Annotated in this window: 14 protein-coding genes; 3 read left to right on the top strand and 11 right to left on the bottom strand. The window is 61.9% G+C overall.

Features of this window, described 5'->3' with window-relative positions; translation table 11 throughout:
• Positions 1–125 precede the first annotated feature (125 nt).
• From RO069_RS17690 to ccoN, 9 genes are all read right to left on the bottom strand, one after another.
• The gene (locus RO069_RS17690) at positions 126–809 is read right to left on the bottom strand and encodes a sulfite exporter TauE/SafE family protein (protein ID WP_328189397.1); all 684 of its coding nucleotides are present in this window, start codon (positions 807–809) and stop codon (positions 126–128) included.
• Complete coding sequence (gene ccoS / locus RO069_RS17685; protein ID WP_328189387.1) at positions 809–1048, bottom strand: cbb3-type cytochrome oxidase assembly protein CcoS; 240 nt, start codon at positions 1046–1048, stop codon at positions 809–811. The genes RO069_RS17690 and ccoS overlap by 1 nt, the downstream gene beginning before the upstream one ends.
• A 12-nt stretch (positions 1049–1060) precedes the next feature.
• Positions 1061–3538, bottom strand: a complete 2478-nt coding sequence (locus RO069_RS17680; protein ID WP_328189386.1) for a heavy metal translocating P-type ATPase — start codon at positions 3536–3538, stop codon at positions 1061–1063.
• The gene (locus RO069_RS17675; RefSeq protein WP_328189385.1) at positions 3531–4067 is read right to left on the bottom strand and encodes a FixH family protein; all 537 of its coding nucleotides are present in this window, start codon (positions 4065–4067) and stop codon (positions 3531–3533) included. Before RO069_RS17675 ends, RO069_RS17680 begins: the two co-directional genes overlap by 8 nt.
• Before the next feature lie 55 nt (positions 4068–4122).
• Positions 4123–5565, bottom strand: coding sequence for a cytochrome c oxidase accessory protein CcoG (gene ccoG, locus RO069_RS17670; protein ID WP_328189384.1), 1443 nt, complete (start codon positions 5563–5565; stop codon positions 4123–4125).
• Positions 5566–5699: 134 nt separating this feature from the next.
• The gene (ccoP, locus tag RO069_RS17665) at positions 5700–6593 is read right to left on the bottom strand and encodes a cytochrome-c oxidase, cbb3-type subunit III (protein WP_328189383.1); all 894 of its coding nucleotides are present in this window, start codon (positions 6591–6593) and stop codon (positions 5700–5702) included.
• Positions 6590–6775, bottom strand: coding sequence for a cbb3-type cytochrome oxidase subunit 3 (locus RO069_RS17660; RefSeq protein ID WP_328189382.1), 186 nt, complete (start codon positions 6773–6775; stop codon positions 6590–6592). Before RO069_RS17660 ends, ccoP begins: the two co-directional genes overlap by 4 nt.
• 5 nt (positions 6776–6780) lie before the next feature.
• Positions 6781–7389, bottom strand: coding sequence for a cytochrome-c oxidase, cbb3-type subunit II (ccoO, locus tag RO069_RS17655; RefSeq protein ID WP_328189381.1), 609 nt, complete (start codon positions 7387–7389; stop codon positions 6781–6783).
• An 18-nt stretch (positions 7390–7407) separates the two neighbouring features.
• Entirely contained in the window at positions 7408–8838 is a 1431-nt protein-coding gene (ccoN, locus tag RO069_RS17650) for a cytochrome-c oxidase, cbb3-type subunit I (protein ID WP_328189380.1), read from the bottom strand.
• A gap of 285 nt (positions 8839–9123) precedes the next feature.
• On the opposite strand from ccoN, the gene RO069_RS17645 reads away from it, so the two are divergent.
• Entirely contained in the window at positions 9124–9780 is a 657-nt protein-coding gene (locus tag RO069_RS17645; RefSeq protein ID WP_328189379.1) for an alpha/beta family hydrolase, read from the top strand.
• Positions 9781–9832: 52 nt separating this feature from the next.
• Positions 9833–10906 (top strand): 23S rRNA (cytidine(2498)-2'-O)-methyltransferase RlmM, encoded by a 1074-nt coding sequence (gene rlmM, locus RO069_RS17640; protein ID WP_328189396.1) that lies wholly within the window; start codon positions 9833–9835, stop codon positions 10904–10906.
• Positions 10907–10920: 14 nt separating this feature from the next.
• On the opposite strand, the gene RO069_RS17635 is transcribed toward rlmM, so the two are convergent.
• Complete coding sequence (locus RO069_RS17635; protein ID WP_328189378.1) at positions 10921–11205, bottom strand: antibiotic biosynthesis monooxygenase family protein; 285 nt, start codon at positions 11203–11205, stop codon at positions 10921–10923.
• Positions 11206–11374: 169 nt separating this feature from the next.
• Here RO069_RS17635 and tusA point away from each other — a divergent pair, with 169 nt between their 5' ends.
• Positions 11375–11617 (top strand): sulfurtransferase TusA, encoded by a 243-nt coding sequence (gene tusA / locus RO069_RS17630; RefSeq protein WP_328189377.1) that lies wholly within the window; start codon positions 11375–11377, stop codon positions 11615–11617.
• A 9-nt stretch (positions 11618–11626) separates the two neighbouring features.
• Here the strand turns inward: tusA and dsbD are convergent, their stop codons facing one another.
• Positions 11627–13531 (bottom strand): protein-disulfide reductase DsbD, encoded by a 1905-nt coding sequence (gene dsbD, locus RO069_RS17625; protein ID WP_328189376.1) that lies wholly within the window; start codon positions 13529–13531, stop codon positions 11627–11629.
• Positions 13532–13671: the final 140 nt, after the last annotated feature.

Here is a 13671-nt window from a genome sequence, read left to right as displayed (position 1 = left end):
AGATAACGCAACACTCAGAAACTAAAAAGCCCCGACACCAACCAGCATCAGGGCTTTGCATTCCGTTAAAAGCACTCTCTCAGTCTCGCACTCCCCAAGCACCTACTTAACCAAGCACCACTCCCTCAAACAAACGCCATCCAGGGCACCGTCCACAACCCAAACACCACCATCGCGCCGCCGGCAATCTGCCGGAACCACCGGTTGGTACGAAGCGCCTGTATCCAGGTCGCTGCGAGACCGGTGCCCAGCATGGAGGGTAGTGTCCCCAGGCCGAAGAACAGCATGGTGAGAGCCGCCGCAGGAACGGTGGGTTGCAGGGCAGCCCAGCCCAGGGTGCTGTAGACCAGCCCACAGGGTAACCAGCCCCAGACTGTGCCAAGCAGGAGCGCCTGGAATGGGGTCCGGACCGGTAGCAGCTTGCCGGTGATGGGCTGCAGGCGTCGCCAGACAGGCCCCCCGACGCGTTCAATGTGGCGTATGCCGTTCCACCACTGGCCCATGGAAAGCCCCATCAGGACAAGGAGAAGGCCCGCCAGGGTCCTCAGGGGCGGCCCCAGGCTGCTCCAGGTGCCGGTGGCACTGACGCTGAGCCAGGCGATGAGGGTGGCGATAACGACATAGGAGGTGATGCGCCCGCCGTTGAAGGCGAGCAGCATGGAGAGCTGGCGCAGCCGAAAACCGCGACCGACCGGCAGGCTCATGGACAGTGACGCACTGATGCCACCGCACATGCCCAGGCAGTGGGTACTGCCCAGGAGGCCAATGACAAAGGCGGCGGGGTAACTCAGTGCCAGGTCGTTCAAGATCAGGCCTTCGGCTCGTTCCGTTCGTCCTGATCGACTGCCTGGCCGGTACCGGTTCGGGCGACGTCCCGGGGCTGCTTGGCGTCGTCGGGGATCATGTCCCGATCATCGTCATAGAGGATGCGGTGGGCCGGCCCTTCCAGGTCGTCATACTGGCCATTTTTTACCGCCCAGTTGAACAGCAGGATGCCGGCGGTCACCAGCAACAATGTGATGGGAATGAGTATAAGGACGATATTCACCAGCTAATTACCTCATCCGCCCGTGACGGACATCTTGTGTTGGCCCCGTTCGCCAGGTTCGGGGAAAGAGGTGGCGTCCTTTTCCCCGGCATCCCGGCTGAGCCTGAGTGCATTGAGTACCACCACCAGCGAACTCAGCGACATGCCGATGGCTGCCAGCCAGGGTGGTACAAGACCGGCGGCCGCTAGTGGCAGGGCCAGCAGGTTGTAACCCAGTGCCCATAGCATGTTCTGCCGGATGATACGCCGTGTGGCCCGGCTGGCGTCAATGGCCCTGGTCAGGAGCGACAGCCTGCCACTGAGCAGGATGGCATCCGCCCGGTACTGGGTCAGGTCGGTGGCGGAGCCCATGGCCACGGATACCGTGGCGCCCGCCATGGAAGGCAGGTCATTCAGGCCATCTCCCACCATCATGATCTTCCTGTTCTCATCCGCCAACCCCTGCAGGTACGATAACTTGGTTTCCGGGGAGGCGCCGCCAATCGCCCGGTCGATGCCCAGTTCCCGGGCCACCCGATCCACGTGGCCGGATCGGTCACCACTGAGCATGATGGTCGCGATACCCCGTGACTGTAATGTTTGAATGGCCTCCCGGGCGTCGTCCCGGATTCTGTCATCAATCAGGAAACAGGCCTCCACCTGACCGTCCACCGACAGCCACAAGTCGATGCCGGCGCCATCCTCCGGCACCGGGGGCGGGGTAGCCTTGGTATGGGCGGCAATAAACGCCCGATGACCGATGGCCACGGGGCGACCCTGCCACTGGCCAGTCAGGCCTTCCCCGAGATGGTTGTGGACGTCGGACACCGCCTCGGCGGCCATTCCGGCGAATACCCGGCTGATCGGATGTTCCGAATGCCGCTCCAGCCCGGCGGCTACCGCCAGGGCCTGTCCGGACGACAGTCCCCCCAGTGGCTTTGTATCCAGCAGGTGCAGCCTGCCTTCGGTCAGGGTGCCGGTTTTGTCGAAGACAATGGTGTCGATCTCCCCCAGGGATTCCAGGGTGTGGCCCCTGGTGGGCAGGAAGCCCAGCTTCCGCAGTGTCAGGGTGGCGCTGGTCAGGGCCGTGGGGGTGGCCAGTGACAGGGCGCAGGGGCAGGTCACCACCAGCACCGACAGGGTGATATCGAAGGCGTGGTCGGAGCCGGCCAGCCACCAGCCCAGCCAGACCAGGGGGGCGATCACCAGTACACGACTGACAAAGACAGCGGCGATCCGGTCCGCCATCCTGGCGACCCGGGGCTTGTCGGACTGGACCCGGTCGAGGATCCTCAGAATGCCCGACAGGCGGGTTTGGCTGCCGGTCCGTGAAACCTCGATTTCCAGCGGGTTCTCGCCGTTGATGCTGCCGGCGAATACCTCGTCACCCGGTTGGTGGGACTCGGGCAGGTATTCCCCGGTCAGGGCCGCCTGATTGAGTGTGGAATGCCCGTGGACGATGACACCATCCACCGCCAGGGTCTCCCCGGGTTTCACCCGGATACGGTCCCCCGTCTGGAGCTGGTGGGCGGGCACCACGTCCGATTCCCCGTCACGGATAAGTGTGGCTATCCGGGGCTGGTAGTTGCCCAGGGCCTTGCCGGTGAGCCCCGCTCGATATCGGGCCCGGGTCTCGATGTATCGGCCCAGAGCCAGGAAGAAGGTGAACATGCAGACCGACTCGAAATACACCTCGCCGCCGCCAGAGACAGTTACCCAGGCGCTGGCGATGTAGGCCAGACCAATGGCGGTGGCCACGGGCACATCCATGGTGAAGTGCCGAGCCTTCAGGTCGCGGATGGCGTTGGTGAAGAACGGGCGGGCGCTGTAGGCCACCACCGGGGTGGCCACCAGCAGGCTGAACCAGCGGAAGAGCTGGATAAACTCCGGCGTCACGTCGCTGATCATGTCGAAATACAGGGGGACCGCGAGCATCATGCTCTGCATGGTGCCGATACCAGCCACCAACAGGCGGATGATGGCGGAACGGTTTTCGACCTTGAGGGCCTGCTCGGCTTCATCAGCGTGGTAGGGGGAAGCGGTGTAGCCCAGTTCATGGATGGCGATCAACAGGTCGCTGAGACGGGCGCTTTCCGGTGACCAGACGAGCCGTGCCCGCTGGGTGGTGTGATTGATGGAAAAGGATTCCACGCCGGGGTGGCGGGCCAGGTGGTTTTCCAGCAGCCAGATACAGGCGGCGCAGGTAATGCCGCCGATCAGCAGTTGTGCCTCCATGGCGCCCCTGACTGGGGCGACAAACGATTCCTGGGCAGCCGGATGGTCCAGCTCCCGCAGACGTCCCAGGTCCGATTCGGAGAGCGAGCGCGGGGTTGCCGCCGGGGCCGAGCGGAAGTCGTAGAAACCATCCAGCCCTTCCTGGTGGATGGTCTCGAATACCGACCGACAGCCGTGACAGCAAAATACCCGTTCGGGATATGCCGGGTCGGGGAGGATGGCCCCGGCGGACCGGACGGGCTCACTGCAGTGGAAGCAGGAAAGCGTATCAGCCACGGTCCGACACATCGGGGCGCAACGTTATCCCGGACTCAACAGGAAAACGCCCTTCACCCTTGATACGCCAGTCAGCGGATGGGGCACTCAGGTCAAGGTACCAGCGACCATCAATATCGCCGGCAACCTGGCCCCGGTAGAGGCCGGGGCTGACAGACCGGAGCTGGATGACCCGGTCCTCTTCACCCAGGGTCGGGTGGAACAGTTGCAGGACCAGGTGCTCCGGCGCTATCGTCTTGGTCCCGTTACTCTCCAGGGTGATCTCCAACTGACGCTGTGACTGGCGGATACGAGCTTCCAGTCCCAGGTCTGCCGCCATTACGTCCCGGGCCATGGACTGATTGATGCCAAGCCCTTCCTTGGAATAGTCGTCCACCACCATGGAACTCTGTGTGTTCAGCGCTACGGTAATGGCGATAATGCAATAGGTAATGGACATTGCCGGAAACAGCACCAGGAACCAGAACCAGGGTTGCCGGTACCAGGGGCGGTTGGCTTCGTCGCTGTGGGTATTCGCGGTATCAGACATGATGGTCTCGTTTCAGGGAACAGGTCGCCCGGCCCGCCAGGGGCCAGGCTGGTTGTCAGCGGGGTCTTGGACCGATGAACTGGCTGTCGGTTTCATCGGATACGTCGATGGTATCAAGGGCTTCTATGCGGAAGGTGATCCCGGTATTGATGTCTTCCAGATCCTCCGGGTCCACCTCAACCACCACCGGCACCGATCGGTGACCGCTGGCATCGACGCTGATCGGGTCGTTCCCGCGGAGCAGCCTGGCCGACTCGATGCCGTCGACCTCAATGCGGTATTCCCGGGAAACTTCCGACAGATTATTGATCTTCAAGGTGTAGGTGTTCTCCACCCAGCCACGGCCATTGTAATTGAACATGCTACCCCGGTCGCGGATCACATCCAGATCCACCGGTACCCGGGTGACAATGGTAACCACAACCGCCCCAATCATGAGCATCAGCAATGCCCCGTACCCGAATGTGCGGGGGCGCAGCAGTTTCGAGGTCCTGCCTTCCAGCTCGTTCTCAGTGGTGTAACGGATCAGGCCCCGGGGATATTCCATCTTGTCCATCACGCTGTCGCAGGCGTCAATGCACAGGGCGCAGCCGATGCATTCATACTGCAGGCCGTCCCGTATATCGATGCCGGTGGGGCAAACCTGCACACAGAGACCGCAATCGATACAGTCGCCCAGTCCGAGTTCTTCCCGGTCGGCGGATTTCTTGCGGCTGCCACGGGGTTCGCCCCGGTTGGGATCGTAGGACACCACCCGGGTATTGCGGTCGAACATCACGGACTGGAAGCGGGCATAGGGGCACATATACAGGCACACCTGTTCGCGCATCCAGCCGGCGTTCATGTAAGTGGCGAGGGTGAAGAAGCCGACCCAGAAATACGCCCAGCCATTGGCATCCAGTGTCGCCAGGTCCGCCAGCAGATCGCGGATGGGGTAGAAATACCCCACGAAGGTCAGTCCGGTGGCCAGGGCGATCAGTAACCAGGCGATGTGTTTCGCTGACTTGCGTATGACCTTGTCCGGTGAGTTGGGTGCCTTGTCGAGTTTTATCCGCTTGTTACGGCTGCCCTCGATACGCTCCTCGACCCACATGAAAATAAAGGTCCACACGGTTTGCGGGCAGGTGTAGCCACACCAGACCCGACCAAACAGGGTGGTGATGAAAAACAGCCCGAAAGCACAGATGATCAGCATGGCCGCCAGCAGGAAGAAATCCTGAGGGTAGAAGGTGCCGCCGAAGAGATGGAACTCCCGGGCCGGCAGGTCGAAATGGATCAGCGGCTGACCGTCAAACGTAACCCATACGAACAGGAAGTACATGCCCATCAGGGCCATCAGACTGAAGAAGCGGATACGCTGGAACAGGCCTGTTACTGCCCGCACGTAGATCTTCTTGCGGCTGGCGTATAGCTCGACGGTTTCCGGCTTCTTTTTGTTGTTGTCGGAGGGGCCGTCAGTGTTCGGGTCTATTTCTTTGACCGGAATCTGACTGCTCATCAGTTACCTCCCGATGAAACAAGGCGCCCGGCCCGTAGGCGGTGCGGTCCTTGGGGATCTTTTCAAGCCTGGGCCCGCGCTGGCAGGCCCAGGGTTGAAAAGACACCGGGCGCCGCAGGGCGACGCCGGGAACTTCAGTCGTTGGACAGGCTGTACACGTAGGCGGCCAGGATATGGATCTTATCCTCGCTCAGGCGTCCGCCCTGGGCGGGCATCTCGTTCTGGCGACCGTAGAGTACGGTTTCCTCGATCCAGTCGTAGGTGCTGCCATAAAGCCAGGTATCGTCGGTCAGGTTGGGGGCACCAAAGGCGTAATTGCCCTTGCCGTCGGCACCATGGCACGACGCGCAGGCCTGGGAGAAGACTTCCTCTCCCGCTTCCGCCGCCGCCGCATCCTGTTCACGGCCACTGAAGCTCAGCACGTAGTTTACCACCTGGTCCACCTGCTCGGAGGTCATATTCGGCATCATCCCTTTCGCCGGCATATTGCCCTGACGGCCACCCTGGATGGTCTGCACAATGGTTTCCGGGTCTCCGCCATGGAGCCAGGCATCGTCTGTCAGGTTGGGGAAGCCGATGGATCCCCGGGCCGCGGAGCCATGGCAGACAGCACAGTTGTTGGCGAACAGGCGCTGACCCATTTCGTTGGCTTCCTCGTTCTGTGCCAACTCTGGAATCGGGACGTCGCCAAACTGGGCATAGATTTCATTGTAGCGGGCTTCCGCCTGCTGCATTTCCTCTTCCCACTGCTTTTCCTGGCTCCAGCCGAGCAGTCCCTGCCAGTTACCGAGACCCGGGTACAGGGCCAGGTAGCCCAGTGAAAAGACGCAGGTAGCGATAAACAGGTAAAACCACCATTTGGGCAGGGGGTTGTCATACTCCTCGATGCCATCGAAGGAGTGGCCAGTGGTTTTTTCAGTTTCGGTATCGGTCGTCTGACTCTTGCGGGTTGCCCAAAGCAGCCACCAGCAGCCGAAAATGGTACCGAGCACGATCACACTGATCCAGATGCTCCAAAAGGTACTCATTGTTTCTTCTCCGTCTTGTCCTGTTTCAAAGTGCGGTCGGCGATGTCGTCATCGTCGAAGGGCAGGTGTGCTGCCTCGTCGTTAGGCTTCTTGCGGTGGGCGCTGTAGGCCCACCAGACAATGCCAAAGAAGGCGAGCATGACCAGAAGGGTCTGGATGCCTCTCAAATCATTAATATCCATCGACATCACCGCTTGTCTGAAATTACGGTACCCAGTTGCTGCAGGTAGGCGACCAGCGCATCAATTTCAAACTGCCCCTGGACCTTCTCGGCGGCTCCGGTGATCTGTTCATCGGTATAGGGCACGCCGAGTGTCTGCAGGGTTCTCATTTTCTGCGCCGTCTGGGTGTGATCCACCCGGTTCTCGAACAGCCAGGGGAACGCCGGCATGTTGGACTCCGGTACGACACTGCGGGGGTCGTACAGGTGCATCCGCTGCCAGGCGTCGGAATAACGGCCACCGACACGGGCCAGGTCAGGACCGGTGCGCTTTGAGCCCCACAGGAACGGGCGGTCATAGACGAACTCACCCGCCACGGAGTAGTGGCCGTAGCGCTCGGTTTCCGCCCGGAAGGGGCGGATCATCTGGGTATGGCACACATGGCAGCCTTCCCGGATATAGATATCCCGGCCTTCCAGTTCCAGCGCATCCAGCGGCTCAAGGCCGGCCACCGGCTCGTTGGTTTCCTTCAGGAAGAACAGGGGAACGATCTCAACCAGGAAGCCGCCGCTGATCACCAGCAGGATCAGCACCGACATCAGGCCAATGTTCTTTTCGACAATCTCGTGTTTCATCTTGCGTATCGCTCCTGATCAGGCCGGCTGGGCCGCGACGTTGTCGGCCGCAACCGCGTCTTTCTGGCGGATGGTCATCCAAACGTTCCAGGCCATGACCAGCATGCCGCTCAGGAAGATGACGCCCCCGATAAAGCGCACCAGATAACCGGGCCAGGAAGCCTCAAGGGCCTGTACGAAGCTGTACGTCAGGGTGCCGTCTTCGTTCACCGCACGCCACATCAGGCCCTGCATGATGCCGTTGACCCACATGGCGACGATGTACAGCACGGTGCCGACGGTGGCCAGCCAGAAGTGCACGTTGATCAGGCCAGTGCTGTACATCTCCTTGATGCCCCACAGTTTCGGGATCAGGTGATAGATCGCGCCGATACTGATCATGGCGACCCAGCCCAGGGCGCCGGAATGAACGTGGCCGATGGTCCAGTCGGTGTTGTGGGACAGGGCGTTGACGGTCTTGATGGCCATCATCGGGCCTTCAAAGGTGGACATGCCGTAGAAGGACAGGGACACCACCAGGAAGCGCAGGATCGGATCGGTGCGCAGCTTGTGCCAGGCGCCGGACAGGGTCATCATGCCGTTGATCATGCCGCCCCAGGAGGGCGCCAGCAGGATCAGTGACATGATCATGCCCGCAGTCTGCGCCCAGTCTGGCAGCGCGGAATAGTGCAGGTGGTGGCCGCCGGCCCAGACATAGGTGGCAATCAGCGCCCAGAAATGCACGATGGACAGGCGGTAGGAATAGACCGGGCGGTTGGCCTGTTTGGGGACGAAGTAGTACATCATGCCCAGGAAGCCGGCGGTCAGGAAGAAGCCCACGGCATTGTGGCCCCACCACCACTGCATCATGGCATCGGTGACACCCGCATAGGCGGAGTAGGACTTGAACAGGGAGGCGGGCAGCGCCAGGTTGTTACCAATATGCAGGACCGCAACAGTAATAATGAAGGCACCGTAGAACCAGTTGGCCACATAGATGTGGGGGGCGCTACGTTTCATGATGGTGCCAAAGAACACAATGGCGTAGGACACCCAGGTGACCAGGATCAGCAGGTCGATGGGCCATTCCAGTTCCGCGTATTCCTTGGTGGAGGTAAGGCCGAGGGGCAAGGTGATAACCGCTGCGATCAGAACGGCCTGCCAGCCCCAGAAGGTGAAGGCCGCAAGACCGTCAGAGAAGAGGCGTGCCTGACAGGTACGCTGGACAACGTAATAGGACGTCGCAAACAGGGCACTACCGCCGAAACCGAAGATCACGGCATTGGTGTGCAGTGGCCGCAGCCGGCCGAAGTGGGTCCAGGGTAGGTCGAGGTTTAATTGTGGCCACACCAGTTGCGATGCAATGATCACACCCAGCGACATGCCCACAATACCCCATACCACCGTCATGATGGCGAACTGTCTCACCACCTTGTAGTTGTATGTCAGGTCTGCATTCACTGTGCTCATAGCCTTACCAATGGATTCAGGGGTGGGAAAGAAATCGGCGCAAGTATGGAGAAACGCTAACCCGTTTGCAATGACTCAGATCAACTCCACTGGCCACGGTAATGCCGCTTAAATCAGTGTGATGGCGAATCTGTTCAATGTCGGAGTGATGTACAATTCGCGGGATTTTTCGATATTCATCAATGGTTCCCGCGACGTAACCGGGGCAGCAACAGGGACCGGTCTGGTTACGCCTGCCGGTAGACCCATAAAGAGGAGGGTAGTTCCTCAGATGGAGCTTGCAAGATGACACACTGGATTCCGGACAATGCCACCGACGCACCGGACAGCGCTCCGGTAATGCTTCTGGCCCATGGCGCCGGGGTGGGGTACAACAGTCCTTTCATGGAGCGGCTGGCGGGGGCACTGAGTGCCAACGGTGTCAGCGTGGTGCGCTTCGAGTTTCCCTACATGCAGAAACGCCGGGAGGATGGCCGCAAACGGCCGCCGGATCGCCAGCCGGTGCTGTTGGCGCATTTCGAATCGATGGTTTGTCAGTGTCGCAGGGACATTGGCGAACAGCGGACGCTGGTGGTGGCGGGAAAATCCATGGGAGGTCGCATGGCTTCCCTGTTGGCAGTGACCCCCGGAATGGCGGAACAGATTCAGGGCGTGGCCTGTTTCGGCTATCCGTTCCATCCCCCGGGCAAGCTGGATCGGTGGCGCACCGGACACTTCCCGGATGTGGCCGTACCCATGGCGATATTCCAGGGCACACGGGATCCGTTCGGGAAGCCGGATGAGCTTGCGGACCATGGCCCGTTGCCGGAGCATGTCCGGTTGCAATGGCTTGATGGAGGCAACCATGATCTGCGGCCCCTGAAGAAGCAGGGCCTGGATGCGGATGCCCTTGTTGACGAGTCGGCCCGACAGGCGGCTGCTTTTGTCCACTCCCTCGGGTAGGCTGTTGCCCTTTTATGGCTGTTGCTGAGATAGGTGCACGATGGATTCTCCCCTGAACCAACTGCTGCTGTACTGCCGCCCGGGCTTCGAGGCGGAAGCCGGGCGTGAGCTGACCGATGCGGCAGCCGCCCTGGGAGCCTGGGGCTACTTCCAGCCCGCCGACGGCATGGGGTGGCTGCAGTTCACACTGGCTGGGGGCATGGATGCACCGGCGTTGCTGTCAGGCCTGCCCTTGAGCACATTGGTCTTTGTGCGAGACTGGATGGTGGTGGTGGCGGAGGTCGAGCTGCCGGCAACGGACCGGGTAGGTGCGGTGCTTGACGCGGTGCGGGACGCCGGGGTCGACGCTGTCCCGGGTTGTGACCGGATTGAGGTGCGGGTACCGGAAAACAACAGCGATGCGGACCTGAGCCGCTTTGCCCGCAAGTGGGTTGCGCCCCTGTCCCGTGCCCTCCGGGGTGCCGGCCTGCTTGGCGATGGCGGCGGCAACGGCGACCGGCTCGAGCTGTTGCTGGTGGACTTTTCCCGGGTGGTCATCGGTATCAGTCCGGTGAACAACCGGGCACGCTGGCCCATGGGCATCCCGCGACTGAAGCTGTCCGAGGCCGCGCCCAGCCGGTCAGCACTGAAACTCGAGGAAGCCTGGAAGGTACTGCTGCCGGAGGGCAGGGCGCTGGACTACCTGGGCGGCGGCAAGACCGGGGTTGACCTGGGGGCCGCGCCGGGGGGCTGGACCTGGCAGCTGGTGCAGCAGGGCATGACCGTGACTGCGGTGGACAATGGCCCCATGGATGATGCTCTCATGGCGACCGGCATGGTGACCCATGTCCAGTCAGACGGTTACCTGTGGCGCCCGAAACGTGCGGTTGACTGGATGGTCTGCGATATCGTGGACAAGCCACGGCGAACCGCCACCATGGTCAGTGACTGGTTTGCGGACCAGCTCTGCCGATACAGCGTCTTCAACCTCAAGCTGCCCATGAAACGCCGCTATGAGGAATGGCTGGTGTGCCGTGATCTGATCGGGGAACGCCTGGCGGAAGCCCCCTTCGCCGTCCGGTTGCGGGCGCGTCAGCTTTACCACGACCGGGAAGAAATCACCTGTTTCCTGGAGCGGACGGACTGACCCGGCGCATCGGGTCAGCACTGTTCCAGGATAGTGATCTTCTCGTCCTGGTCCATCATGGGTTTGACCTCGCTCAGTAGCCGCTCGCGCTCCTCGGAATGGTACCAGCGGTCCCAGTCCGCCTCGGAGCGCCAGTTGGCCAGGGTAATCCGGTGGTTGCGGTCCCTGGCGTCCACCAGGGTCTCGCCCGACACGAACCCCGGGGCGGCGACCGCACTCTGCAGTATGAACCTCGAGCGGTCCTCGTAGGCGGATTCCAGGGATTCGGCGATATGACGTTCAATGATGACACGAATCATAGACACCTCGATGCTATACCGTTCAACGGGCGATGTGGTCTAAAATGGACCATCTAAACAGTAATTTAGCACCTGGACCGGGGAATTCCATATCAGGTTGTTGGGGGCCGTGGCAAACGCTCCCGGAAACAGCCGGCCTGGGCCGGGGCGTAAAGCCCGGGAGGTAAGCATGGCCGACACACCAAATCAGGATGCCGAACTGGATGCCCGTGGACTGATGTGTCCGGAGCCGGTCATGATGCTGCACAACCGGATTGCCGACGTGCCGGTGGGTGGGGTCCTGCGGGTACTGGCGACGGATCCATCCACGACCCGGGATATCCCCCGCTTCTGCCAGTTCCTCAGCCATGAGCTGGTGCAGCAGGAGGAGGCGGACGGCGAGTATCTGTTCTGGATCCGGCGGGGAGCCTAGTGTGCCACACTAGTCTGCCGCAACCTGCTGGGAGCCGGAGACATTCTGGAGCATGGAACTGGCCCGCTCCAGGTGTTCCTGGAACTGGGGCTGGTCCATCTCCCCCAGCACCCGGAGATCCGCCTGCTCCCGTCCATTGCCATCGTAGAACAGGATGGCTGGTGGCCCGAACAGGCCCAGCTCATCGAGAAGGGCCTGTTGTGATGGGGTATTGTCGGTCATGTCGATCTGCAACAGGGTGTAGGGTGCCATGGCAGTAATGACGTCCGGCTTGCTGAATACCTCCCGCTCCATGATCTTGCAGGAGATGCACCAGTCCGCATAGAAGTCCAGGATTACCGGCTGTCCCTGGGCGCTGGCCTGCCCCAGTCTGGTCCGGATGGCGTCCGGGTCTTCCAGGCGCTCGAACGGGGCGTGCTCGGTCGCGGTAACGCCGCCGTTGCCTGCCGACGACGCCATAAAGGGCGCCAGTGGCCTCATGGGGTCCGAGGCGCCCGAGAGGGCACCGGCAAGCAGCGCAAGACCCCAGGCGAAGAGAACCAGGCCGGCACCTTTCCAGGTACGCTGCCATCCCGCCCGGGCCTGGTCAAAGGCCCCCAGTTGCACGCCGGTGATGGCGGCCAGGATGCCCCAGAGGGTCAACGCCAGCCAGGCCGGCACCAGCCGCTCCAGCAGCCAGATGGCCACGGCCAGCAGCATCACGCCGTAGAAGGCCTTGACCACATTCATCCACGAACCGGTCTTCGGCAGCAGGTGCCGACCGCCCACGGCCACCAGAATCAGGGGAATGCCCATGCCCAGTCCCAGGGACAGCAATGCGACCCCGCCCACCACCGCATCCTGGGTGGTGCTGATGTACAGCAGGCTGCCCGCCAGGGGGGCGGAGACACAGGGGGACACCACCAGGGCAGACAGTGCGCCAATACCGAAGACACTGGCGACACGACCGCCGCTGAGGTTCTGGCTGGCCTGGTTCAGCCGGTTCTGGATGCCCTGGGGCAGTTGCAGGTCAAAGATGTTGAACATGGCCAGTGCAAAGAGCACGAACAGGGCGGCGAAACTGCCCAGTACCCAGGGTGACTGCAGATGCGCCTGCAGGTTGAAGCTGGCCCCCAGCAGTCCGGTAATCACCCCGGCGGCGGCATAGGTGAGGGCCATGCCAAGCACATAGCTCAGGGCCAGGGCAAGGGCCTGCGCCGTGCTGCGGGTGTTCTGGCTGGACACCAGCGTGGAGATGATGGGCACCATGGGCAGTACGCAGGGGGTAAACGTCAGCCCCAGGCCCAGCGCCAGGAACACCAGGGCGATGACGGCCAGGGACTGCTCGGACAGGAAACCGGCCAGACCGGTGGCGCTGTCCAGGTTGCTATCCGGGGCGGAGGTCGCGCCGCTACCGGTGGGGCTGTCACCGGTTGCCGCCGGGCCCTGTGACTGATCCTGGCTGGCGTAAAACAGCACTTCCCGGGTCTGGGGGGGATAGCACAGGCCGGCCTTGGCGCAGCCCTGGTAGGTTACCTCCAGGGTCGCCTCCCGGACGCCTTCCGGCAGGTCCAGGTCGACCCGGGCTTCCACCGGCTCGTAGAATACGGTGACGGTGCCGAAATAGGGGTCCTCCGTCTCCTCGCCCGCCAGGGAGAACGCCGGTTCCGATACGTCGACTCCCTCGGTCACCGGGGAGACGGCAATGCGCCCGCGGTACAGGTAATGGTCTGGAGCGGTGTCCCAGCGCAACAGCACGCCGGACTCGGTATTGGTGAAGCTGAAGGGTAGCGCCTCGTCCACCGGCAGGAAGTCCTGGCCGCCCAGGCTGTTGCTGTTGAAGGAGGCCCAGCCCGCACTCGCGGACAGGAGCGTGGCCAGTGTCAGCAGGAACAGCCGCAGGACGGCAGCGGGAAAACGGGATGTCAGTGGCATGGGTGTCAAAGTCTGTCGGTTAGCAAGCGAGCGAGTCCTGAGTGAAAGGGAAGACTGGCTTCGATCCGGAAAGTTCCCGGCTTTTGCAGGAATATCTCCGGGATTTATTCAAAGATCCCTTAATATCCCGCTGGCATTCC

This window comes from Marinobacter sp. OP 3.4 (assembly GCF_036224885.1).
GTDB lineage: Bacteria > Pseudomonadota > Gammaproteobacteria > Pseudomonadales > Oleiphilaceae > Marinobacter.
Note: the sequence above shows the minus strand (reverse complement) of the source record. Positions and strands in the feature narration are given on the sequence as shown.

Coding starts and splice junctions, on each gene's coding strand:
- RO069_RS17675 (WP_328189385.1), bottom strand. CDS start 4,067: ATGTCTGATACCGCGAATACCCACAGCGACGAAGCCAACCGCCCCTGG.
- ccoG (WP_328189384.1), bottom strand. CDS start 5,565: ATGAGCAGTCAGATTCCGGTCAAAGAAATAGACCCGAACACTGACGGC.
- ccoP (WP_328189383.1), bottom strand. CDS start 6,593: ATGAGTACCTTTTGGAGCATCTGGATCAGTGTGATCGTGCTCGGTACC.
- RO069_RS17660 (WP_328189382.1), bottom strand. CDS start 6,775: ATGGATATTAATGATTTGAGAGGCATCCAGACCCTTCTGGTCATGCTC.
- ccoO (WP_328189381.1), bottom strand. CDS start 7,389: ATGAAACACGAGATTGTCGAAAAGAACATTGGCCTGATGTCGGTGCTG.
- ccoN (WP_328189380.1), bottom strand. CDS start 8,838: ATGAGCACAGTGAATGCAGACCTGACATACAACTACAAGGTGGTGAGA.
- RO069_RS17645 (WP_328189379.1), top strand. CDS start 9,124: ATGACACACTGGATTCCGGACAATGCCACCGACGCACCGGACAGCGCT.
- RO069_RS17635 (WP_328189378.1), bottom strand. CDS start 11,205: ATGATTCGTGTCATCATTGAACGTCATATCGCCGAATCCCTGGAATCC.
- tusA (WP_328189377.1), top strand. CDS start 11,375: ATGGCCGACACACCAAATCAGGATGCCGAACTGGATGCCCGTGGACTG.
- dsbD (WP_328189376.1), bottom strand. CDS start 13,531: ATGCCACTGACATCCCGTTTTCCCGCTGCCGTCCTGCGGCTGTTCCTG.